Source organism: Paraburkholderia sp. D15 (assembly GCF_029910215.1).
Classification (GTDB): Bacteria; Pseudomonadota; Gammaproteobacteria; order Burkholderiales; family Burkholderiaceae; genus Paraburkholderia.
Map to the genome: position 1 here is coordinate 851,475 of NZ_CP110396.1, position 21,457 is coordinate 872,931.

At 67.7% G+C, this 21,457-nt stretch carries 20 protein-coding genes; 5 read left to right on the top strand and 15 right to left on the bottom strand.

Going from position 1 to position 21,457, the window contains the following annotated elements; genetic code table 11:
* Nucleotides 1-88: 88 nt before the first annotated feature.
* The 13 genes from LFL96_RS23590 to LFL96_RS23650 form a co-directional block, all read right to left on the bottom strand.
* A complete protein-coding gene (locus tag LFL96_RS23590; RefSeq protein ID WP_281003115.1) occupies nucleotides 89-1,171 on the bottom strand; it encodes a nitronate monooxygenase in 1,083 nt (360 codons plus the stop codon).
* Nucleotides 1,168-2,085, bottom strand: coding sequence for an enoyl-CoA hydratase (locus LFL96_RS23595; RefSeq protein ID WP_281003116.1), 918 nt, complete (start codon nucleotides 2,083-2,085; stop codon nucleotides 1,168-1,170). The genes LFL96_RS23590 and LFL96_RS23595 overlap by 4 nt, the downstream gene beginning before the upstream one ends.
* An 8-nt stretch (nucleotides 2,086-2,093) precedes the next feature.
* Entirely contained in the window at nucleotides 2,094-2,891 is a 798-nt protein-coding gene (locus LFL96_RS23600; RefSeq protein WP_281003117.1) for a ketoacid CoA transferase, read from the bottom strand.
* 10 nt (nucleotides 2,892-2,901) lie between these two features.
* Nucleotides 2,902-3,786: a CoA-transferase gene (locus LFL96_RS23605; protein ID WP_281003118.1), complete on the bottom strand. Its 885-nt coding sequence runs from the start codon at nucleotides 3,784-3,786 to the stop codon at nucleotides 2,902-2,904.
* Between the two features lie 15 nt (nucleotides 3,787-3,801).
* Nucleotides 3,802-4,698, bottom strand: coding sequence for a VOC family protein (locus LFL96_RS23610; RefSeq protein WP_281003119.1), 897 nt, complete (start codon nucleotides 4,696-4,698; stop codon nucleotides 3,802-3,804).
* A gap of 76 nt (nucleotides 4,699-4,774) precedes the next feature.
* Nucleotides 4,775-6,421, bottom strand: coding sequence for a FadD3 family acyl-CoA ligase (locus LFL96_RS23615; RefSeq protein WP_281003120.1), 1,647 nt, complete (start codon nucleotides 6,419-6,421; stop codon nucleotides 4,775-4,777).
* A gap of 71 nt (nucleotides 6,422-6,492) precedes the next feature.
* On the bottom strand, nucleotides 6,493-7,572 hold the full coding sequence (locus LFL96_RS23620; protein WP_281003121.1) for a ferredoxin--NADP reductase: 1,080 nt from the start codon (nucleotides 7,570-7,572) through the stop codon (nucleotides 6,493-6,495).
* An 11-nt stretch (nucleotides 7,573-7,583) separates the two neighbouring features.
* Nucleotides 7,584-8,348 carry an SDR family oxidoreductase gene (locus LFL96_RS23625; protein WP_281003122.1) on the bottom strand — a complete coding sequence of 255 codons (765 nt, stop codon included), beginning with the start codon at nucleotides 8,346-8,348 and terminating at the stop codon, nucleotides 7,584-7,586.
* A 20-nt stretch (nucleotides 8,349-8,368) separates the two neighbouring features.
* On the bottom strand, nucleotides 8,369-10,066 hold the full coding sequence (locus tag LFL96_RS23630) for an FAD-binding protein (RefSeq protein WP_281003123.1): 1,698 nt from the start codon (nucleotides 10,064-10,066) through the stop codon (nucleotides 8,369-8,371).
* A gap of 17 nt (nucleotides 10,067-10,083) precedes the next feature.
* On the bottom strand, nucleotides 10,084-10,602 hold the full coding sequence (locus LFL96_RS23635; RefSeq protein WP_281003124.1) for a flavin reductase family protein: 519 nt from the start codon (nucleotides 10,600-10,602) through the stop codon (nucleotides 10,084-10,086).
* Nucleotides 10,599-12,389, bottom strand: coding sequence for an FAD-dependent oxidoreductase (locus LFL96_RS23640; protein ID WP_281003125.1), 1,791 nt, complete (start codon nucleotides 12,387-12,389; stop codon nucleotides 10,599-10,601). Before LFL96_RS23640 ends, LFL96_RS23635 begins: the two co-directional genes overlap by 4 nt.
* Nucleotides 12,390-12,400: 11 nt before the next feature.
* Nucleotides 12,401-13,594, bottom strand: a complete 1,194-nt coding sequence (locus tag LFL96_RS23645; RefSeq protein ID WP_281003126.1) for a flavin-dependent monooxygenase — start codon at nucleotides 13,592-13,594, stop codon at nucleotides 12,401-12,403.
* Nucleotides 13,595-13,718: 124 nt separating this feature from the next.
* Nucleotides 13,719-14,873: an LLM class flavin-dependent oxidoreductase gene (locus LFL96_RS23650; RefSeq protein ID WP_281003127.1), complete on the bottom strand. Its 1,155-nt coding sequence runs from the start codon at nucleotides 14,871-14,873 to the stop codon at nucleotides 13,719-13,721.
* 360 nt (nucleotides 14,874-15,233) lie between these two features.
* Here LFL96_RS23650 and LFL96_RS23655 point away from each other — a divergent pair, with 360 nt between their 5' ends.
* Nucleotides 15,234-15,587, top strand: coding sequence for a VOC family protein (locus LFL96_RS23655; RefSeq protein ID WP_281003128.1), 354 nt, complete (start codon nucleotides 15,234-15,236; stop codon nucleotides 15,585-15,587).
* Between the two features lie 89 nt (nucleotides 15,588-15,676).
* On the opposite strand, the gene LFL96_RS23660 is transcribed toward LFL96_RS23655, so the two are convergent.
* Nucleotides 15,677-16,858: a helix-turn-helix transcriptional regulator gene (locus LFL96_RS23660; RefSeq protein WP_281003129.1), complete on the bottom strand. Its 1,182-nt coding sequence runs from the start codon at nucleotides 16,856-16,858 to the stop codon at nucleotides 15,677-15,679.
* A 285-nt stretch (nucleotides 16,859-17,143) separates the two neighbouring features.
* Between LFL96_RS23660 and LFL96_RS23665 the strand changes: the two genes are divergently transcribed.
* From LFL96_RS23665 to LFL96_RS23680, 4 genes are read left to right on the top strand one after another with little or no spacing between them, the layout of a single operon-like run.
* The gene (locus LFL96_RS23665; protein WP_281003130.1) at nucleotides 17,144-18,130 is read left to right on the top strand and encodes an alpha/beta hydrolase; all 987 of its coding nucleotides are present in this window, start codon (nucleotides 17,144-17,146) and stop codon (nucleotides 18,128-18,130) included.
* Nucleotides 18,127-18,930 (top strand): enoyl-CoA hydratase-related protein, encoded by an 804-nt coding sequence (locus LFL96_RS23670; RefSeq protein ID WP_281003131.1) that lies wholly within the window; start codon nucleotides 18,127-18,129, stop codon nucleotides 18,928-18,930. The genes LFL96_RS23665 and LFL96_RS23670 overlap by 4 nt, the downstream gene beginning before the upstream one ends.
* Nucleotides 18,931-18,966: 36 nt before the next feature.
* The gene (ribBA, locus tag LFL96_RS23675) at nucleotides 18,967-20,172 is read left to right on the top strand and encodes a bifunctional 3,4-dihydroxy-2-butanone-4-phosphate synthase/GTP cyclohydrolase II (protein WP_281003133.1); all 1,206 of its coding nucleotides are present in this window, start codon (nucleotides 18,967-18,969) and stop codon (nucleotides 20,170-20,172) included.
* 23 nt (nucleotides 20,173-20,195) lie between these two features.
* Entirely contained in the window at nucleotides 20,196-21,062 is an 867-nt protein-coding gene (locus tag LFL96_RS23680; protein ID WP_281003134.1) for an SDR family NAD(P)-dependent oxidoreductase, read from the top strand.
* Nucleotides 21,063-21,155: 93 nt separating this feature from the next.
* Here LFL96_RS23680 and LFL96_RS23685 read toward each other — a convergent pair whose 3' ends face one another.
* The gene (locus LFL96_RS23685; protein ID WP_281003135.1) at nucleotides 21,156-21,446 is read right to left on the bottom strand and encodes a hypothetical protein; all 291 of its coding nucleotides are present in this window, start codon (nucleotides 21,444-21,446) and stop codon (nucleotides 21,156-21,158) included.
* Nucleotides 21,447-21,457 lie beyond the last annotated feature (11 nt).

Sequence of the window (21,457 nt, forward strand, 5' to 3'; positions counted from 1 at the left end):
CGTCCCAGATGATTGGCGGATGATTGAAGGGATGTGTGCATGAGCGTGCGCATGTGCATGAGCGGATAAAGCGAAACCTGGCCGCGCTTCACGCGTGCACCGGAATGCCGCGCATCGCGGCGAGCGTGTCGAGCCGCGCCGTCGCCTCGTCGACGATCCGCGCGATCAGGCTTTCGCACGATTCCAGCGCGCCGATCACGGCGGCCGCCTGGCCGCTCGGCAGCACGCCTTCGTCCGGTTCGCCCTCGACGATCGCGCGTTGAATCAGAAACGGCGCGTTCGCCGCCATCAGCGTCTGGCTCGCGGTGTAGCTGTGTTCGCGCAACGCCTTCAGGCCGAGCGACGCCATGCTCGCGAAGCTCAGGCCGCTCTGGCGGCGCCACGCTTCGGCGGTGCGCAGCGCGAACAGCGTGCGGCGCAGCGGCCCGAACGCTTCGAGACGCAGCAGATACGGGTTGTCGATCATCCGTTGCGGCAGACCGTCGAGCGCGGCCGACACGCGAATCCGCGCGGGGTCGTCGACGGCGAGATAGCGCTCGAGCGTCGCGCGCGGCACCGGCGATTCCTCGGTCATCAGAAAGCGCGTGCCCATCGCGATGCCGGCCGCGCCATAACCGAGCGCGGCGGCCAGACCGCGTCCGTCGAAGAAACCGCCCGCCGCGATCACCGGTACATCGACCGCATCGAGCACGCGCGGCAGCAGCAGCGTGGTCGGCATCGAGCCGGTATGGCCACCGCCTTCCGCGCCTTGCACGGTGACAGCGTCGGCGCCGAGTTCGACCGCTTTCTGCGCATGTTTCGGCGCGCCGACAGTGGGAATGCACATCACGCCCGCGTCCTTGAAACGGCGGATGGTTTTCGCGTCGGGACCGCGCCCGTAGCTCACCGCGCGCAGCTTGTGCTTGATCGCCAGATCGACGACCTGCGCGGCGTTAGGCTGGAACATATGGAAGTTGATGCCGAACGGCCGGTCAGTGAGTTCCTTCACGCGCAGAATTTCGGCTTCCACGCGCTCCGGCTCGAGCGTCGCGCCGGCGAGAAAACCGAAGCCGCCCGCGTTGCAGGTCGCGGCCACCAGACGCGCGTCGGCGACCCAGCCCATCGCGGTCTGCACGACCGGATAGCGGCAGCCGAGCAGATCGCACAGCGGCGTATGCAGCGCGGCGCTCATGGGCGCTCTCCGTTGCCGGCGCCGCCGGTGCCGCCGGTGCGCTGCGACTCGGCCATCCTGCGCGCGTCGTAACCGCCGAGCTTGTCGCCGCTCACCAGTTCGTTGTGCGCATGCGCGAAGTGATGCCATGCGAACGCCGCGTCCATCGCGGCGCGTTTGCCCTGCAGTTCCTCGACGTGGTTCACCGCCTGCTTGGTCAAGGTCAGACCGAGCCGCGGCATGCGCGCGATTTTCGCTGCCATGTCCGCGGTGGTCGCGTGCAGCTGCTCGCGCGTGACGACCCGGTTCACCATCCCCATCTGGTACGCGCGCGCCGCGTCCATGCGCTCGCCGAGAAACAGAAACTCCTTGGCGATGCGCGGATTCAACTCGTACGCATGCGCGAAATATTCGACGCCGGGAATGCCCATGCGCACGACCGGATCGGAGAAGAACGCATCGTCGGACGCGACGATCAGATCGCAGACCCACGCCAGCATCAGGCCGCCGGCCACGCACGCGCCCTGCACCATCGCGATGGTCGGCTTGGGCAGATCGCGCCAGCGGCGGCACATGCCGAGGTACACCTCCTGCTCGCGGGCGTACAGAAACTCGCCGCCTTCCTTGTTCACATGGTCGTACCAGAGCGAGGTCCGCTCGAACGATTGATGAATGTCGCGGCCCGGCGTGCCGATGTCGTGGCCCGCCGAGAAGTGCTTACCCGCGCCGGCCAGCACGATGACCTTGACCGCGTCGTCGTCGGTCGCGCGGCGGAACGCGGCGTCGAGCGCATAGGTCATCTTCGAGTTCTGCGCGTTGTGGTACTCGGGGCGGTTCATGGTGACCGTCGCGATGCCGTCGCTCACCTGGTAGGTGACGACCTCGCCGGACGCGCTCGCTTCGCCGGCTGCCGCCGTGGCTGGATTGATCGACATGACGTCCCTCACGCGCGGCGCGGCGCCGGGTTGTTGCGCACCACCGCGGCACGCAGATTGTGGGGATCGAGCGAGCGCACGATGCGCAGATCGTCCGCGGTCGGCGGCGCCGTCACCGCGATGCCGGGATGCGCGAGCAACGCGAAACCGGTGGCCTCCTGCACTTCGTCGAAGCTCACGCCGGGATGCAGCGAGCGCACCTGGACCGCGTGATCCGGGCCGCCGAAGTCCATCACGCACAGATCGGTAATCACGCTGCGCAGATCGGTGAATGCGCGCATGCCGGGGATCTCGCGCGCCGGGTTGTAGCCCACGCTGCACACCATGTCCACTTCGCCGGCCACGAACGTGCGCTTGCCGTGTCCGCTGACGAAAAACGAATTCGCATGGTTGATGCTGTTGCCGGGAAAACCGCGCGCGCCGAGCAATTGCGTTTTCGGGCGCGCGTAGTCGTCGCCGAGCCAGGAGATGTTCGCCTGACCGAAGCGGTCGATCTGCGTGGGCATCACCAGCGCGTGACGCTTGCCGTGCCACACGCAATCGAACACGCGCTCGTAGGTCATCAGGCCCGATGCCTCGACGCGATAGCCCGCTTCGCGCGGCCCGAGCGGTACCGGGTTTTCCACCAGATACGCTTCGCCGTCGGTCAGCATCAGGCCGGGGTTGTAGGCCAGCCGCGCGAGACCCGCCGCGAGGCGCGGCCCCGTGCCGATGCCGGTGGCCAGCACTTCGCCGTCGTCGCGCCAGACGCGCGCGGCGGTGACGATCATCAGTTCCGCGAGGGAATAGTCGAGAGAGTCGCTCATCTGCGCTCCATTACAGAATCGGCAACGGCAACGCCGCTACATGGGACCGGCCGCCTGCGCGTTGCAGATAGCCGGCTTCGTCGGCGCCCACCACGTCGCGCAGATAGGCCGCTGTTTGCGCCGCGTCCCCGGCGCTCGCGCAATACGCCTTCAGTTGCGGCAGATCCCAGCCATAGGCCGGTGCGCACGAAGTCGGATGCGCGCCGCACGGCGCCTGCACGACACCCGTCACGAGCGAACGCTCGAACGTGTTGCGGCGCGCGAGATCGAGGTCGCTGCTGGCGAGCGACTCGACCACCGTTTCGCTGCTGACGAAGCACCGTTTCGCCGCCCGCGCGAACCACGCGTCGAAGAACGGGTCCGGGCCATCGATACGCGTATTGCCCATCGGGTCCGCCGCATTCACGTGCAGCAGCGCGGCGTCGAGTTCGATCGCGGGCATGGCGAGCAAGGTCTCGCCGCCGTACGGCGACTGCACGGTCCGCAGATGCGGCGCGTGCGTGAGCAGGTCGGTGCCGAGGCCGACGCGCGTCGGCAGGAACGGCAGACGCGCGGCGGCCGCGCGCAGGCCGAGTTGCAGCAGGCCTTCGTCGAGTTCGAGCACGTCGATCGCACCGGCTTCACGGGCGCGGCGGAAATGCGGTTCGAGCGGAATCACGTCGAGCGACACGAAGCCGAACACCACCTTGCGCACCTTGCCCGCCGCGCACAGCAGGCCGACATCCGGGCCGCCGTACGCGACCACCGTCAGGTCCTTCAGATCCGAGCGGAGGATTTCGCGCACCAGCGCCATCGGTTTGCGGCGCGGCCCCCATCCGCCGATGCCGAGCGTCATGCCGTCGGCGAGTTGCGCGACGACGTCGCGCGCACTGAGTCGTTTGTCGAGTTTATTCATGGCAGTCATCGCGGCTCAAAGAAATCCCACGCTGAAGTCGTGGCCCCACAGGCTCACGCGGGTCGCCTCGTAGACGTTGTGCTGTTCCCAGTCGACCGTCAGGCCGCCGTAGCCGTATTCCAGGTCGAAGCCGCCCGGCGTCTTCATGTAGAACGAGATCATCCGGTCGTTGCAGTGGCGGCCGAGCGTTGCCGAGAGCTTCACGCCCTGCGCCGCGGCGCGGTCGAGCGCACGGCCCACTTCGTCCATCGATTCGACTTCGGCCATCACGTGAATGCAGCCGGACGGCACCGCCATGTCCATGATCGCGAGGCTGTGATGACGCGCGTTCCGGCAGTGCAGGAAGTGGATGCGCTTCTCGGGTTCGGCGGGGTCGTCGGTGAAGCGCACGCGGAAGATGTCGGAGAGCTCGAAGCCCATCACGTTGCGCAGGAATGCATCGGTCGCGTCGAACTGCGGCGCGGGCAGCACCGCGTGGCCGAGACCCATCGCGCCGGTGACGAAACCCGGCACGCCGAGCGGCGAGGCGAAGCGGCGGAAATCCGCGCGCACGCCCCAGAAAAATTCGTGACGGTTGCCCGAGGGGTCCACGCACCACGCCATCGCCTGCACGCGGCGCAGCGCGGCTTCGGCGGCGCTCGCGCGGACCGCTTCCATGCCGCACAGTTCGAGCGCGCGGATCGCGTGATCGAACGCGGCGGCGTCGGCCAGTTCCCAGCCGGACGCGACGTAGCGGTCGCTGTCGCCGGGCACGATCAGGTAGCGGAAATCGCGCTCGTCCATCTTCAGATACAGCGCGCCGTCCGCGGCATCCTGGGTCTGCATGCCCAGCACTTTTTCGGCGTAATCGCGCCATGTGTCGACCTGGGTCGACTGCACGACGACGTAGCCTAAAGCCCGCACTTCGATCATCTCCGACTCCTCCAGAAACCGTTGTTGTCAGGCTTATTCTGGCGCTGGGGGAGCGGTGCTACATCGTCTGTTGGGACTAGCTTGCGACGGCGTTCGCGGGGCTTGCGGACGGGTTGTCCGGCTCGTCGCCCGCGCCTTCGCGCAGACGGTACTTGAGCACCTTGCCGGCCGCGCTGACCGGCAGCCGTTCGACGATCGACAGATAGCGCGGCACCTTGTAGTTCGCCATGTTGCCGCGCGCCCAGTCGATCAGTGCGTCGACGCTCGCCGTCTGCCCCGCGCGCAGCACCACGAACGCGTGCCCCACTTCGCCGAGCCGCGCGTCGGGCACGCCGATCAGCGCGACCTGCGCGACCGCCGGATGCGCGCTGAACAGCCGCTCGATCTCCGCCGGATAGCAATTGAAGCCGCCGACGATGAACATGTCCTTGATGCGGTCGGTGATGCGCAGATAGCCGTTGGCGTCGAGCGAGCCGAGGTCGCCGGTGTGCAGCCAGCCGTCCGCGTCGATCGTTTCGTTGCTCTGGCCGCTCGGCTCGCGTTGTCCGAAGTAACCCTGCATCACGTTGTAGCCGCGAATCTGCACCTCGCCGGTCGCGCCGGCGGGCAAGGCCACGCCATGGCCGTCGGCGATGCGGATCTCGACGCCGGGCATCGCGCGGCCCGAGGTGTGCGCGACGGTTTCGGCGTCGTCGCCGGGCCGGCACAGCGTCGCGAAGCCGCACGACTCCGTCAGGCCGTAGCCGGTCAGCACGGTCTCGAAGCCGAGTTCCGCGCGCATTCGTTCGATCAGGCTCGGCGCGATCGCCGCCGCGCCCGTCACCGCCACGCGTAGCGACGACAGATCGCGCGCCGCGAGATCCGGCATGTCGAGCAGCGCGTGGTAGAGCGTGGGCGGTCCCGGCAGGATCGACACGCGGTCGCGCACGATCCGTTCGAGCACGCGCTCCGGGTTGAACACAAGATGCGGGAGAATCGTCGCGCCGCTCGCAAGCGCCGCCAGCCAGCCGGCCTTGTAACCGAACGCGTGGAAAAACGGATTGACGATCAGATAGCGGTCGCTGCCGCGCAGCGTCGCGATGCGTGCCCAGTCGTGCACGCCGCGCAGATTCTGGCCGTGCGTGGTCATCACGCCTTTCGGACGGCCCGTGGTGCCGGACGTGAACATGATGTCCATCAGCGTATCGGGACGCACCGTCGCCTCGCGCTCGCGGAACGTCTCCATCGACGTGCCGGCCGCGCGCAGCAGGAAGGCGTCCCACGTTTCGTCGCGGCCGTGATGAACCGGCGCGCCGCGCTCGATTTCGCCGTCGAACACGACGATCCGTTCGAGCGATTCGGGCCGATGCGGCGCCAGCATCGCCGGATACGAATCGCCGAGGAAGGTGCCGCAGCAGAACAGCAGGCGCGCGCCGCTGTCCTGCAGGATCGCGCCCGCTTCGAGCCCCTTCATGCGTGTGTTGATCGGCACCAGCGCGGCGCCCGCGCTGTGAATCGCCAGTGCCGCGACGATCCACGACGCGACGTTCGGCGCCCAGATCGCCACCCGCTCGCCCGGCTCGATGCCGCAGCCGATCAGCGCGCGCGCCGCCGCGATGCGGGCCGCGTCGAGCTGCGCGTAGCTGAGATTGCCCTGCGTTGTTTCGATCGCGGTGCGCGTGCCGTGGCGCGCGGCGCCCTGGGCGATCAGTGCGGGCGTCGTCAGAATGTGATTGAGCGTCATGATGAATTCGAGGGTGAATGCGGGGCACGCGCTCCGTGTGCGGGGTGACGGGTGAAGCGCGTGTCGTGTACCTAGTCGGGGAAGGCGACGTGGAGCGTCGCGCTGGCGGGTGTCGCGCTGCACGCGAGGGTCCAGCCGTCGGCGAGATCGGCGGCGTCGAGCACGTGGTTCGCGTTCAGCGTCACGCTGCCGGACACGACGCGGCACATGCAGGCGCCGCACAAACCGCTGCGGCAGGAGTTCGGCGCGGGCAGTTCGGCACGCAGCATCGCGTCGAGCAGGGTCTCGCCGGGTTCGCTGGTGACGTGGAAGGTCGCGCCGTCGAGTTGCGTTTCGATGGCGGCGGTGACGCTGGTTTGCGATTCGGCGCTGGGTTCGGCGCTGGCGGCGACGTTCGCGTCGGCATCGACGCCGCTACCCCGCGCCGGCAGATCGGGCAGATCCGGCAACGAAACGAAACGCTCCACATGCACTTTCGCACGCGGCAAACCGAGCGACAGCATCGCCGCCAACGCGTTCTCCATGAACAGCGCCGGTCCGCAGATAAAACATTCCTGCGTGCTCCACGGCCGCGCGAGTTCTTCCAGATGACGCTGCTGCGGAATCCCCTGCACGCTGTCGAGCCAATGAATCACGCGCAACCGTCCCGCGTGCCGCTGTCCGAGCTGGCGCAACTCGTCGGCGAAAATCACCGACTGCGCGTCGCGGTTCGCGTAGATCAGCGTCAGCATGCCGCGTCCATTGACCAGCGCCGACTTCAGAATCGACAGCACCGGCGTGATGCCGCTGCCGCCCGCGAACAGCAGCAGATCGCCTTCGAGCGAACGCGGCGTGAAGACGCCGGCCGGCGCCATCACGTCGAGTTCGTCGCCGGGCTGCACGCTGTCGCACATCCAGTTCGACGCGCGTCCGTCGCGCACCCGCTTGATGGTGATTTTCGGCGCGGCGTCGATGCCCGGCGCGCTCGACAGCGAATAGCAGCGCTGCACGACCGCGTCGGCGCACGGCACCTTGAGCGTGAGAAACTGCCCCGGGCGATAGCTGAACTGCTCGCGCAGCGTTGGCGGCAGATCGAACACGAAAGAGCGCGCATCGGCGCTCTCCGCGATCACGTCCGCCACCTTGAGCCGGTGAAAACGCGTGTCGGCCATGGCGGGAGGACTCAGGCCACGCCCATGATCAACTGCGCGTTATCGATCCGATACTCGCTGCCGTTGATGAAGCGCGATTCGTCCGACGCGAGGAACAGCACCAGATTCGCGATGTCTTCCGGCAGACACATGCGCGCATGCGGATCGACCGCCTGGGTCAGCGCCTCGCGCGTGCCTTCGGCCGCACCGAAGAACGGCTCGGTCATCGGCGTGAGAATGCCGTCCGGGTGGATCGTATTGCAGCGCACGCGGTAGCCCTGCTGCTTGCAGTGCGCGGCGATCGCGCGCGTGAGCGCGGTCACCGCGCCCTTGCTGGCCGAGTACGCGCAGAACGCGCCGAGGCCGCCGAGCGCCGCGACCGACGACATATTGACGATCGAACCGCCCTTCTCCTTCATCGCCTTGACCGCCGCGCGGCAGCCGAGGAAGTAGCCTTCCGCATTGATGCGCAGCACGTTCTGCCATTGTTCGAGGGTGGTGTCCTCGATGCTGCCGAGCAGCAGCACGGCGGCATTGTTGACCAGCACGTCCGGCGTGCCGAAGCTCGCTTGCGCGGCGCCGAACACGTCGTTCCAGCCCGCCTCGGAGGTGATGTCGTGACGCACGAAACGCGCCGCGTCGCCGATTTCCGCCGCCACCGCGCGGCCCGCTTCCTCGTTGACGTCGGTCAGCACCACGCGCGCGCCTTCGCGCGCGAACAGCAGCGCGTCCTGCTTGCCGACGCCGCTCGCGGCGCCCGTCACGATGGCGATCTTGCCTTTGAGTCTGTCTCCCATCTTCGTTCTCTCTTTCAGTGTCAATCGGTTGCAGTCAGAAAATGGGCGCCGTTCGCGAGAACCGCGCCCGCGGCGGCCCGGCCTGCCTGGCGGCCGGACCAGATACAGTCGGCGAGCGACAAGCCGCTCACGTAATGATTCGACGCCAGTCCGCACGCGGCGCGGCCGGCGGCGAACAGGCCCGCGACCGGTTCACCGCCAGCGGACAGCACCGCATTGCTGGTCTCGTCGACGCGCAAGCCGCCCAGCGTGATCGACGGACACGGGAACACGCGGCTGCTCGCGGAGATATCGATCGCGTAGTAAGGGCCGTGCGCGAGCGGCTGCAGCATCGCGGAGGATTTGCCGAACTCGCGGTCCACGCCCTGTTGCGCGGCGGCGTTATAAATGTCGACGGTCTGCGCGAGCACCGCCGGATCGCAGCCGATGCGCCCGGCAAGTTCCGTCACCGACGCGGCACGCTTGCGGCCGGCCAGCATCAGCAGCAGCGCGGGCACGCTTTGAAACGCCCACAGTCCGCCGCGCAGACATTCGCGCAGCGCTTGCCTGACGAGACGCGCGTCGAGAATCAGCCATGCGTGGCCGTCGCGCGTTTCGCACATCGCATGACCGAGCGCCGCGCCATAGACTTCCTCGTTGCAGAAACGCGCGCCGCGGCGGTCCACCACGCAGCCTTGCGCCCACGCATACGGCGGGTTGATGAAGCGCCACGCGGACACGCGTTCGAGGCGCGTCGCCACGCCGCCCGCCGACTCGCCGAGGCGAATGCCCGAGCCGTCGCAGCCGGTCGCGCCGAGCCGCCAGTTCGGCAGATAGCGCGGTGCGTGACGCGCCACCATCGCGCGGTTGAAGATGAAGCCGCCGGTGCTGAGAATCACCGCATCGGCCTTGATCGTGATGAGGCGGCTCTCGCGCAGCTCCACGCGATGCAAGGCCTCGCGCAAACGGTCGGCCCATGCGGGCATGCCGTTGTGCAGCCGATCCGCCCAGCGCGCGAGCCGTGTGTGCGCACGCTGCGCGCGGCCCGGCGCGACCTGCCAGACCTGCGCGCCGATCACGCGGCCGCCGCGATCCGTGACGAGGCGGCGCACGCTCGCGTGGCACAGCGTGTCGATGAACGGCTGCGCGTCGACCGCGTCGCGCAAGGTGTCGTACAGCACGCGGCCCGACATGCCGTCGCCGACCACGCGATGACCGCGCGGCGCGGGTGGATGCGCACGCGCGGCATCGCCCACCGCTTCGTTGCCGGAGTAGTACAGGTAATAGCCGTTCTGCGGATACGAGGTCTTGCGCGGCGGCACCGTCGCGGCAAAGCGCACGCCGAGCCGTTCGAGCCAGCGCAGCATCTCCGCGCTGCCCGCGCAGAAACGGCGCAGCGTGGCGGCGGTTACGGCGTCGCCCACTTCGTGCTGCAGGTACGCGAACATCGCCTCGGGCGTATCCGCGTAACCCGCTTCGCGCTGGTACGGTGTGCCGCCGCCCGCGTACACCACGCCGCCGCTTTTCGCGCTCGCGCCGCCGCCTTCGAAGCGCTCGACAATGCGCACTTTCGCGCCGGCCGCCGCCGCTTCCAGCGCGGCGCACGCGCCGGCCGCGCCGAAGCCGGCCACCAGCACGTCGCACACGTCGTCCCAGCGGACTCGCGCGGGATCGTCGACGACGAGCGGCGCCTCCACCGGCGTCGCGTGGTCGTGGCGGGCTTCAGCGCAGGTGGACATGGCGCGCGATGCCTCGTTCAAGCGGCCGCGCAGCGCACGGGCGGTGTCGCGGTCGTATAGGCGCCGTCGACGTACACCAGCGGATCGACTTCGCCGCTGATCAGCACCTGCTCCACGCGACCGATAAAGATCGCGTGCGTGCCGTAGTCGAAGCGGCCGTCCTGCTCGCAGATCAGGCTCGCCTGCGCGTCGAGCAGAAACGGCACGCCTTGCGCGGAACGCTGCCAGTCGCCGGTACTGAAGCGGTCCTCGCCCTTCAGGCGGCCGCTGCAGTCGATCGCGATGTGCTGATGCTGCGCCGACAGCACGTTCACGCCGAACGCCGCGCCCTTGTCGAGCGGCGGAAAGATCGACGAATTGCGGTTCACGCAGATCAGCAGCGAAGGCGGCTCGGTGGACAGCGAATCGACCGCCGTCGCCGACATCGAATAGCGGCGCTCGCCGTCGCTGCAGCTGATCACGGCGACCGAGCGCGCGAGACGGCGCATGGCCAGCAACATGTCGGCGCGCAGCGGATGGGTGTTGAGTTCGGTCATGATGTGACTCCGCGAAGTTCGCTGGGGGATCGTGAAACTGCGCCGGAAGCAACGCCGGAAGCAGCGCCTGAAGCAGCACTCGACGCCGCGCCGTCGCCGGCGAGATGGTTGGCGGCGATGTAGCCGAAGGTCATCGCGGGTCCGAGCGTCGAGCCCGCGCCCGGATAGCTCGCCCCCATCATCGACGCGCTCGTGTTGCCGATCGCGAAGAGCCCCTCGATCGGCGAACCGTCCTCGCGCAGCACACGCGCCAGCGCGTCGGTGACGAGCCCGCCCTTCGTGCCGATGTCGCCCGCGTCGACGCGCACCGCGTAGTACGGGCCGGTTTCGATGGGTGCGAGACAGGGGTTCGGCTTCACGCTCGGGTCGCCGTAGTAGGTGTCGAACACGTTGCCGCCCTTGCCGAATTCCTCGTCCACGCCGCTCGCGGCGTAGCGGTTCATCTTCGCGACCGTGTCGCGCAGGCCCTCGGCGTTCACGCCGATCTGCGCGGCCAGTTCATCAAGCGATCCGGCCTTGTGCAACAGCGAACGGAACGCGGGCGGAATGCGCGAGTCGGGCATCATCGACGCCGGCATGACCGGACCGCATGGATAGTTGCGGCGAAAACGCGCATCGAACACCATCCACGCCGGCACGCTCGCGCCGGTTTGTTCGTGATCGCGATACATCGCACGGACGATCTCCGAGTACGGTCCCGCCTCGTTGACGAAGCGCTTGCCGAGTCCGTTGACGATCACGCAGCCCGGCAGATTGCGCTCGACGAACAGCGCACGCTGCTTTTCCTCGCGCTCGACGTGCACGGTCGGCGCGCCCCACACGTGCTCCATCAGCGCGATGCCTGCGCCGAGCTGCATGCCAACCGCGATCGCGTCGCCCGTGTTGGCGGGGGGCGTCGCGCTCCAATGCGTTTGCGTGGGTTGCGGCAGGAAGCGCGCGCGCATCGCCTGATTGCGTTCGAAGCCGCCCGCCGCGAGAATCACGCCGCGCTGCGCGAGCACACGAACCCGGCGGCCCTCGCGTTCGATCACCACGCCGCTCACGCGTCCCTGGTCCTCAAGCACTTCGCACATCGGCGCCTCCAGCCACACCGGTACCTGGCGATCGAGCAGCGCGCGCCGCAGACCGCCGGTGAGCGCGTTGCCGAGCGTCAGACGGCGGTCGCGGCGCGTGCGCAGCCGCATGCGCAGGTCGAGCCAGTAGCGGCCGAACTGCCGCACCGCGAGGCCGATATAACCCGGCGCCTTCGACAGCATCTGCTGCGCTTCCTTCGAGGTCACCGCCACGCGGCCGCCGACCAGCGTGCCCGGCGACGGATCGCGCAGCCGCGCGAATTCGGCGCCGAGCAATGCGCCGTCGAACGGCAGCGGATCGAGCGCGCGATAGCCCGGCATCGCGCCGGGCAGATGCTGGAAATAGTCCGCGTATTTCGCCAGCGACTGGTAACGCACCGGCGTCTTCGTTTCGAGGTAGCGCAGCATCTCGGGCGCGGTGTCGAGATAGGCGTCGATCTTCTCGCTCGCCGTCAGGCCTTCCGTGCAGGCGTCGAGATAGGTGCGGGCCGCTTCGCGCGTATCGGTCGCGCCGAGTTCGGCGATGTGGTGATTGCACGGAATCCAGATGCCGCCGCCCGACACCGCCGAGGTGCCGCCGTATTTGTCGCTCTTTTCGAGCACCACCACGGAAAGACCGCGGTCGGCCGCGCGGCAGGCGGCCAGCATGCCGCCCGCGCCGGAGCCGATCACCACCACGTCGAACGCGTGGGTTTCGCTTGTCTGTTCGCTCATGACGGCGCCCGTCAGATGAAGAAATCGGTATTCGGGCGGCCCAGCATCACCGCGCCGAGGTTCTGTCCGAAACGGTCGACGTTGTTCGCGTAGTGCGCGCGCGCGGCGTGCAGATCGAGAAAGCGCCGCACCAGCGGATTACGGTTGTAGATGCCGTTGCCGCCCGCGTAACGCAGCAGCGCATTGGCCGCCTGCGCGCAACGCTCGGCCACCTGCGCCGATTGATACCGGAACAGCACGCGCCGTTCGATCGACACGTCCGGGCCGCCGTTGGCCGCGTCCATCAACTCGGCGAAATTGCGCTTGAGCAGCACCTTCATTTCGTCGACGGCGACCGCCGCGTTCGCGCAGGCGGTTTGCGCGCCGGTGTCGTCGGTGGTTTTCGCGCCGCTGTTGGCGCTGACGCGAGTCGCGGCATAGCCGGTGAAATCGTCGAGCGCGCCTTGCAACGCGCCGATACACGCGGTGCACACCGCGCGCACGAAGATCTGCGCGAACGGCAGATGGAACAGCGGCGCGTCGTTGACGGCGAGGCCCGGGCTGGTGCCCATCATCCCGTCGATCGCCTTATGCGTGCGGTAGTCGGGCACGAACACGTCGTCCACGAGGATGTCGTGACTGCCGGTCGCGCGCAGACCGAGCACGTCCCAGTCCTGCTGGATCGTGTAGTCGCTTTTCGGCAGCAGGAAGGTGCGGTACTCGGGCGGTTCGCCGTCCTTCGCCGGCGGCACCAGCGCGCCGAGAAACACCCACTCGCACAGCTCGCTGCCGCTTGAAAATTTCCAGTGACCCGAGAGACGGAAGCCGCCTTCGACCGGCGTCACGCGCCCCACCGGCATATACGTCGAGGCGATCAACGTGCTCGGGTCGCGCCCCCACACGTCCTGCTGCGCGCGTTCGTCGAACAGCGCGAGCTGCCAGTTGTGCACGCCGACCACGCCGTACACCCATGCGCTCGACATGCAGCCGCGCGCCACCGCCATCTGGATCTCGAAGAAGGTCTGCGGGTCGAGTTCGTAGCCGCCGTAGCGCTTGGGCTGCAGCACCTTGAAGAAACCCGCCGCCTGAAAGTCGGCGATCGTCCCGGCGGGAATCCGCCCGTTGGCCTCGGCCTGCGCGGCGCGTCCGGCCAGCACCGGCGCCAGCGCCTCGGCGCGGGCAATCAGTTCGGCTGCAAGGGCGTTCGAATCGTTGTCGCGATGCACGGCTGTCTCCTATGTTTTCTCGTGTGAAACTGTCTGAGGGCGTTTCATCTTCGAGGGCCGGCCGCCGCGTCGCATCGTCTGAAGAGACTAGCGGCGCGCGCGGCCGTTTCGCGTGCGCGCGGCGTCAGGCGACGGCCTGCGCCTTTTCCTTGCCCGCCTTCAGGCGGTTGAAATAAGGAATCACGTGCTCGCCGATGTTGCGGATCGTTTCGAGCTGCGCTTCGTGCGGCACGGTGCCCATCTGGCACAGGAACAGCACTTCGTCGACGCCCGCTTCCATCAGACGGCCCACGTAGCCGATGCAATCGTCGACGGTGCCGTATGCGTGGTTCGGGTTCATCATCGAGAGCGCCGGGTCGCTGAAGTCGACCACCACTTCTTCCGACGCGAAGCGCGAGCGGATCACCATTTCGCCGGTGTTGCCCTGCACCAGATCGTCGCCCCACTTCGACGGATCGGGACGTTCGCCGCCGGTGTACCAGTACGCGAGCGATTCCATGAAGTAGCGCTGGCCGCGAATGCCGATCTTGCGCGCCTGCTGGCCGTCGCTCATCACCACCGTCGGGCACAGCGCGGCGAGATGCTGGGTCGGACGGAAGCCGACCTGGTCCTCGGGCTTGCGGCTCGCCCATGCGTCGCGATACAGCGCGTTCTTCTTCGCCACTTCGTCCGGGCCGCCGAAACCGAGCACCAGCGCGCCAAGACCGCGTTGTCCGGCGCGCACCAGGCCGTCGCTATTGGTGCAGGCCATGTACATCGGCGGATGCGGGTCCTGGAACGGCTTCGGGTGAATCGGACGCTTAGGAATCTTGATGTACTTGCCGTCGTGTTCGATCTCGTCCTGCACGAACATCTTCGGCACCAGATACATCGACTCGTCGATCATCGGCTGCAGTTCCGCGAGGTCGTAGCCGAACGCGCCGGCTTCCTGCTGGCTGCCGCCCTTGCCGACGCCGAAGTGCACGCGCCCGCCCGACAGGATGTCGAGCATCGCGACGCGCTCCGCGACCTTGATCGGATGGTTCATCGCGGGCGGCAGGCAGATCACGCCGTGGCCGAGGCCGATGCGCGTGGTGCGGCCCGCGAGATACGCGAGAAAGGTTTCCGGCGCGCTCATGTGCGCATAGTTCGTCAGCGACGTGTGTTCGACGCACCAGATGGTGTCGAAGCCGACTTGCTCGGCCAGCAGCGCCTGTTCGACGGTTTCCTTGAAAACCCGGTGGTCGCCTTCCCGCGAAGCGTCCGTGGTCTGGGCTTCGTAAATCAGAGAAAACTTCATTGCGTGCGTCTCCATGAATTTTGGACTGTGCTGAATCGGGCGGCAGCCCGTTCTCAGGCGCCGAACCCGGTGAGGATCGTGACGGTCCACGCAACGGAGTTTCAGATCGCGCGGGCTTGTCGGCATCGTCTGTTTGGGTTAACGGAGCGCAATTTGGCGAGGGCGGGTTCGCCGGCCGGCACGCAGCAGTTTTTTCACGCGCTGCCACAGGGTTTTCACGGTCCTGTGCGACGCTTTTCCGTTTTTGACGGGCTAGTCCGATCGGACCTAGTGCGACCCGCCGGCGCGACGCTACGATCGATTCGCGCCCCAACGAGCGGGCGCGCGAACCACGACGCACAACCAGGGGAGTGCAAGGCAATGAAGGCTTCGATGATGCTGTATCCGGTCGACTCGATCGACGCGGCACTGCCGCTTTTTGTCGACGGCTTGGGACTGGCGGTGAAATTCCGCGACGGCGAGCGCTATTGCGCGCTCGACGGCGTGAGCATGACGGTGGCGCTGGTGGCCGGCGAGGAACGGATCGTCGAGCGCGCGGCGCTGGTGTTCAAGGTCGACGAAGACGACGATCTGTACGCGGCGATGGCGCGCGTGGTCGCGGCGGGCGCGTCGGTGCGGGTGCCGGTGCAGCAGGGGCCGCACGAGTGGCGCGCGGTGCTGGAGGATAAGAACGGCGCGCTGCTGGTGTTGTCGCAGAAGCGGGCGAATGCCTGAGCGGTGAGCTCACGGGCGCGGGGTACGCGCCCGTGAGGCTGAACGTGATGTGACTTAACGCGCGACACGTCGCGCGTGACGCGTCGCGATTAACCCAGCGGCACCACGCTGCCCAGCAGAATGCGCACGAGCGTGGCCTGGCGCGTCACGCCGGTCTTCGAGAAGATCGCCCGCAGATGCGCGCGCGCCGTGTTCTTGCTGATGCCCAGCTCGTCGGCGGCCTCTTCGAGCGTGAGCCCATTGGTCAACAGCAACGCGAGCGAGGTCTCGGCCGGCGTGAGATCGAACAGCTTGCGCACGATCTCCTGCGAGCCTTGCGACTTGCGGTCCGGGTCGCGCAGAAACAGCACGGTCGCCGGGCGCCGCTTGTTGTCCTCGGACCAGTCCGATAGCGGAATGGTCCGCACCAGCACGCCGAGTTTCGGCTTGTCGCAGCCGCGCGTGATCGGCATCGCCTCGACGATCGGCGCGGCGGTGCCGAAGTGGCCCATTAACGCATGACGCACGAGGCGTTGCAGGTTGCGGTTCTCCTGCGCGTCGGTCGCCTCCACGTTGCCGTGCGCGATGCGCAACCCCTTGCCTTCCGCGAGAATCTCGTCGGCCACGCTGTTGGTGCGCATGATCGCGCCGCTTTCGTCGAGCGTGACCGTGCCCACCAGCATCCGGTCGATCGCGCTCGCGTACAGCGTGCGTTCCGATTCGACGATGTCGAGCCGCGAATGCAGCTCGACCGCGCGCCGCAGATGCGGCAGCAACAATGCGCAGAACGCCTTGTCGCGTGCGGAAAAATGCGTGGCGTCATGACGCCGGCATACCCGGAAGCGGCACTCCACGCCGGACTCCGTGCGCAGATCCGCGCCCATGATGTAGCGGATGTCGGCGGGCTTCAGGAACTGCTTGTACAGCTCGCTGGTGAGCCAGCCGGTATCGCCGAACACTTCGTCGACCGTCACCACGCGATCGGCGGGCAGGCCGACGAACGGGTCGAGCGAATAGTAGTAGTTGTTGTACGACGCTTCGCCCGGCACACCCGAGCCCGCCTCCGATGCGTGGACCATCAGCCCGCGCCGGTCGCTCGACGGCGAACGCAGAATCAGCGTCACGTAGCTCGCGTCCAGCGATCCGCGGATCAGTTCGAGCGCACTTGCCCAGGGGGTGCTTTCCAGCGGTCCTTGATAAAGCCGCGCGGCAAGTTCGCTGAATTGCGCGACGTTCAGGTCCGCGAGTTCGCTCGCGGACTGGCCCTCTTCGGGGGCCCATCTTGTCTCCATCAACACGCTCCGTCCTCCATGCGATTTTGCATCGCGACGCCAAGCTTACGGGCCGCCCCGTTCGCCTGCATCGGTGGAAGTACTTAGCCGCGACAAGTTTCGCAGAGCGTGCTAACGAACTCTCGTCCAATCGGACGATGCCGGCCCCAGGGCCGCGCGCTTCAATGCATTCCATTCGATGCTTGCGTGCGCAACGGGCTGCCGTTCATAGCGGAAAAACCGCGCACGTACGCTCGCTTTCTAATAACCGGTATAGCCACGGCCATACCCAGACAAGGAGACTCGATGGCGCTCGATCCCCAGGCGAAAGCCCTGCTCGACGCAATGGCCGCCCTGCCCGCGCTCGATTTCACGCAGCTCACCGCTCCCGCCTATCGCGCCATGCTCGCGGCGGCCGGCAGCCTCGCCCCCGGCGATGCGGTCGCGTCCGAGGAAGATCTGCGCATTCCGACCCCGAACGGCTCGCTCGCCGCACGCGTGTATCGGCCGGTCGTCGCCGGCGGCGGCAACGATGCGCTGCTGCCGCTCACCGTGTTTTTCCACGGCGGCGGCTTCGTGTCGCTCGGCATCGACAGTCACGCGAACATCTGCCGCTGTCTCGCGCAGCGGGCGCAGACCGTGGTGCTCTCGGTCGATTACCGGCTCGCGCCCGAAGCGCCCTTTCCGGCCGCGGCGCACGATGCGCTCGACACCGTGCGCTGGGCCGCCACACATTCCGCCGAACTGCGCGTGCGGCCCGGTCCGCTCGCGGTCGCGGGCGACAGCGCGGGCGGCAATCTCGCCGCGGTGGCCGCGCAGCAGTTGCGCGGCGACGGTACGATCGCGCACCAGTTGCTGCTGTATCCAGTGGTCGATTGCGCCACCGAACATCCGTCATACGAATCGCTGGCCACGGGTTATCTGCTGAGCGCCGCGCAGATGCGCTGGTTCAAGGATCTGTATTTTGGCCCCGACGCCGGCCAGGCCGATCGGGCCGATCCGCTCGCGAGTCCGCTCGCCGCCGCTCTGGCCGATCTGCGCGGCGTGGCGAGCGCGACCATCGTCAGCGCGGAGTTCGATCCGCTGCGCGACGAAGCCGAGCAGTACGCCGCGCGGCTCGCGCAAGCGGGCGTGCCGACCGCGCACGTGCGATGGCCAGGTCAGATTCACGGTTTCGCGAGCCTGATCGGTGCGCTCGACGCGGCCGACCATGTCCTCACGCACGCCGCGCAGGCCCTGCATCACGCGCTGCACGTCTCGCCTTCCCGACTCCGCCAACCCGAAACGACATGACTGCATTGATCCGCCTCGCGGCCGACGACGGTATCGCGACGCTCACGTTCGACCGCCCCGACGCCTTGAACGCCCTCAACGAAGCGATGGCCATCGAGTTGAACGCGACGCTGGCGCGGCTCGCGCACCACGACGACATTCGCGCGATCGTCCTCACGGGCGCCGGCGATGCCTTCATGGCGGGCGGCGACCTGCGCAGCATGCGTGCCGCGCTGGACGCGAAACCGGCCGCGCGCGACCGCTCGATCGGCAAGCTCGTGCGGCTTGCGCAAAGCGCGGTCGAGCTGATCGCGCGTTCGCCGAAGCCGGTGATCGCGAGCGTGAACGGCGCGGTGGCGGGCTTCGGTCTGAGCCTCGTCGCCGTCTGCGATCTCGCGATCGCGGCGCAGCGCGCGACCTTCACGTCGGCGTATGGACGCATCGGCACGTCGCCCGACGGCGGCATCACGCACACCTTGCCGCGCGCGCTCGGCGCGCGTCAGGCCGCGCAATGGCTGTATCTGGACGAGCGCTATAGCGCCGACGAAGCGCTGCGCGCGGGCCTCGTCAACTGGGTCGTGCCCGACGACGAACTCGCCGACGAAACGCGCGTGCTGCTCAAACGGATGGGCGCGCTCGCGCCGGACGCGTTCGCGCAGACCAAGGATCTGCTGCTGCATGCGCCGCAACGCGGTCTGGTCGACCAGCTTTACGCGGAACAGCGCAGCTTTCTGCACTGCGCCGCCGGCGACGACTTCCGCGAAGGCATCGACGCGTTTTTCGAGCGACGTCCCCCCGTTTTCGGTTCGGGCGCGCGTTGAACACCCCAACACCATTCAGTACGAACCACCACATCGATGAAACTGGCCACCACCGACGAAATCGTCGCCGAACTGCAAGCCGGCCGCATGATCATTCTGGTCGACGAGGAAGACCGTGAAAACGAAGGCGATCTGCTGATCGCCGCCGATCACGTGACGCCCGAGGCGATCAATTTCATGGCGCGCTTCGGACGCGGCCTCGTCTGCCTGACGCTGAGCGCCGAGCACTGCGCACGCCTGAAGCTCGAACCGATGGCGCAGCACAACGGCACGCAGTACGGCACCGCGTTCACGATCAGCATCGAAGCCGCGCACGGCGTGACCACCGGCATCTCCGCCGCCGACCGCGCGCATACGATCCGCACCGCGATTCATGCCGACGCCCGCGCCGAGCACCTGGTTCAGCCGGGCCACGTGTTTCCGATCGCCGCGCGCCCCGGCGGCGTGCTGGTGCGCGCCGGCCACACGGAAGCCGGCTGCGATCTGACCGCGCTCGCCGGCCTCACGCCCGCCGCGGTGATCTGCGAAATCATGAACGACGACGGCACGATGTCGCGTCTGCCGCAACTGATCGAGTTCGCCGAACGGCATGGTTTGAAGATCGGCACCATCGCCGATCTGATTCACTACCGCAGCGTCAACGAATCGCTGGTGGAGCGCGTTGGCGAGCGGCCGCTGCATACGCCGTGGGGACCGTTCCGCGCGATCCAGTATCGCGATGCCGTGCGCGGCTCCGCGCATCTCGCGCTGGTGCGCGGCGAACCCAACGCCGACGTGCCCGTGTTGACGCGCGTGCACGAATGCTTCTCGCTGCTCGATCTGCTCGACGCGGAACCCTCCGCGCATTCGTGGCCGCTGCACGCGGCGCTGCAAAAGATCGACGCGGCCGGCTGCGGCGTGGCCGTGCTGCTCGATTGCGACATGCACGCCGACCAGGACCGCGGCGCCCCACGCAAACAGAGTGCGCATGGCGGGCCGGCGCGCAAGGACGGCAGGCTGTCGGGCATCGGCTCGCAGATTCTGCGCGATCTCGGCGTGCGTCGATTGAATGTGCTGTCGAGTCCGTTCAGATTGCCCGCGCTGTCGGGACACGAGCTGGAGATCATGGCGTTCATTCCGCTCGGCGAGGCCGATCTCGACAATCCGCACGCGTTCGATCCGACGACCGTGATGCCGCCCGCGCGTCTCGATGCCGCGTCGCTCGCCCACCCGTCCACTTCCCGACGACCTGTCCATTCATGACCGAACACGCTACCCATCACGTTATGCGTCCAACCGACCGCCCCTACGTCGCCCTCGTCACCGGCGCTTCGCGCGGCGCCGGCAAAGGCATTGCACTGGCGCTCGCCGCGACCGGCGCGACCGTCTATGTCACCGGGCGTACGCAACGCGAGGGCGACGCGCCGCTGCCCGGCACCGTGCACGCCACCGCGATCGAAATCGACCGGCTCGGCGGCAAAGGCATCGCGCTGACCTGCGATCACGCCGACGATGCGCAGGTCGCCGAAGTCTTCGAACACATCCAGCACGCGAGCGGACGGCTGGACATTCTCGTCAACAACGCGACCACGCTGCATGACGAACTGATTCGCCCCGCGCCGTTCTGGGAGAAGCCGCTCGATCTGGTCGACATTCTCGACGTGGGTTTGCGCTCCGCCTATGTCGCCAGCTGGCACGCCGCGCGGATGATGGCCGCGCAACGCGACGGGCTGATCGCGTTCACGTCGTCGTTCGGTGCGAGCTGCTATATGCACGGCGCGGCCTACGGCGCGCAGAAAGCCGGCGTCGATAAATTCGCGAAGGACATGGCCGTCGACCTGAAACCCTACGACGTCGCCACCGTGTCGATCTGGATGGGCATGCTGCAAACCGAGCGCACCGCGCGCGTGATCGCCGCGCATCCCGAGCAGTACGCGGGTTTCAGCGAGCTGGCGGAAACGCCGCAATTCACCGGACGTCTGATCGATGCGCTGTATCGCGATCCGCAACGGATGACAAAATCGGGCCTCGTGCTGGTGGGGGCGGAATTAGCCCACGAGTACGGCATCGCGGATCTCGGCGGACGGCAGCCGCCGTCGCATCGCGACGCATTGGGTGGGCCGGTGCAGGCGCATCCGGCGATCGTGGCTTGATCGATGCGAGCGGTATGAGCGGCGTGAGCGGCTTCGACCGCTCGCGCCGCTCGTGCCGCATGTGCCGTTCGTGCCGCGCGTGCCGTTCGTGCTTTACACGCCGCTCACCACCAACGCATACACCAGCGCCGCGCCGCCCACCGCGCCGAGGAACGTGAAGCATTGTTCGTCCGCGCCCGAGCGGCGCGCCCAGATTCGTCCCGCGAGCGCGGCGACGCCGGTGATCCCGAGGAACAGCGACAGCGACGAACCCGCCGTGCACACCATGCCGGGAAACTCGTCGCTCCATGCGCACGCGTAAAGCTGCCGCACGGAAACGCCTATCACGCCGATGGCCACCAGCAATCCGGCCACCAGCCCATCGCGCTGCACTCTGGATTTCATTTGCCGCCCCT

Excerpts from the sequence above, each read along its gene's own strand:
- LFL96_RS23590 (WP_281003115.1), bottom strand. The coding sequence starts at position 1,171 with ATGAGCGCCGCGCTGCATACGCCGCTGTGCGATCTGCTCGGCTGCCGC.
- LFL96_RS23595 (WP_281003116.1), bottom strand. The coding sequence starts at position 2,085 with ATGTCGATCAATCCAGCCACGGCGGCAGCCGGCGAAGCGAGCGCGTCC.
- LFL96_RS23600 (WP_281003117.1), bottom strand. The coding sequence starts at position 2,891 with ATGAGCGACTCTCTCGACTATTCCCTCGCGGAACTGATGATCGTCACC.
- LFL96_RS23605 (WP_281003118.1), bottom strand. The coding sequence starts at position 3,786 with ATGAATAAACTCGACAAACGACTCAGTGCGCGCGACGTCGTCGCGCAA.
- LFL96_RS23610 (WP_281003119.1), bottom strand. The coding sequence starts at position 4,698 with ATGATCGAAGTGCGGGCTTTAGGCTACGTCGTCGTGCAGTCGACCCAG.
- LFL96_RS23615 (WP_281003120.1), bottom strand. The coding sequence starts at position 6,421 with ATGACGCTCAATCACATTCTGACGACGCCCGCACTGATCGCCCAGGGC.
- LFL96_RS23620 (WP_281003121.1), bottom strand. The coding sequence starts at position 7,572 with ATGGCCGACACGCGTTTTCACCGGCTCAAGGTGGCGGACGTGATCGCG.
- LFL96_RS23625 (WP_281003122.1), bottom strand. The coding sequence starts at position 8,348 with ATGGGAGACAGACTCAAAGGCAAGATCGCCATCGTGACGGGCGCCGCG.
- LFL96_RS23630 (WP_281003123.1), bottom strand. The coding sequence starts at position 10,066 with ATGTCCACCTGCGCTGAAGCCCGCCACGACCACGCGACGCCGGTGGAG.
- LFL96_RS23635 (WP_281003124.1), bottom strand. The coding sequence starts at position 10,602 with ATGACCGAACTCAACACCCATCCGCTGCGCGCCGACATGTTGCTGGCC.
- LFL96_RS23640 (WP_281003125.1), bottom strand. The coding sequence starts at position 12,389 with ATGAGCGAACAGACAAGCGAAACCCACGCGTTCGACGTGGTGGTGATC.
- LFL96_RS23650 (WP_281003127.1), bottom strand. The coding sequence starts at position 14,873 with ATGAAGTTTTCTCTGATTTACGAAGCCCAGACCACGGACGCTTCGCGG.
- LFL96_RS23655 (WP_281003128.1), top strand. The coding sequence starts at position 15,234 with ATGAAGGCTTCGATGATGCTGTATCCGGTCGACTCGATCGACGCGGCA.
- LFL96_RS23660 (WP_281003129.1), bottom strand. The coding sequence starts at position 16,858 with ATGGAGACAAGATGGGCCCCCGAAGAGGGCCAGTCCGCGAGCGAACTC.
- LFL96_RS23665 (WP_281003130.1), top strand. The coding sequence starts at position 17,144 with ATGGCGCTCGATCCCCAGGCGAAAGCCCTGCTCGACGCAATGGCCGCC.
- LFL96_RS23670 (WP_281003131.1), top strand. The coding sequence starts at position 18,127 with ATGACTGCATTGATCCGCCTCGCGGCCGACGACGGTATCGCGACGCTC.
- ribBA (WP_281003133.1), top strand. The coding sequence starts at position 18,967 with ATGAAACTGGCCACCACCGACGAAATCGTCGCCGAACTGCAAGCCGGC.
- LFL96_RS23680 (WP_281003134.1), top strand. The coding sequence starts at position 20,196 with ATGCGTCCAACCGACCGCCCCTACGTCGCCCTCGTCACCGGCGCTTCG.
- LFL96_RS23685 (WP_281003135.1), bottom strand. The coding sequence starts at position 21,446 with ATGAAATCCAGAGTGCAGCGCGATGGGCTGGTGGCCGGATTGCTGGTG.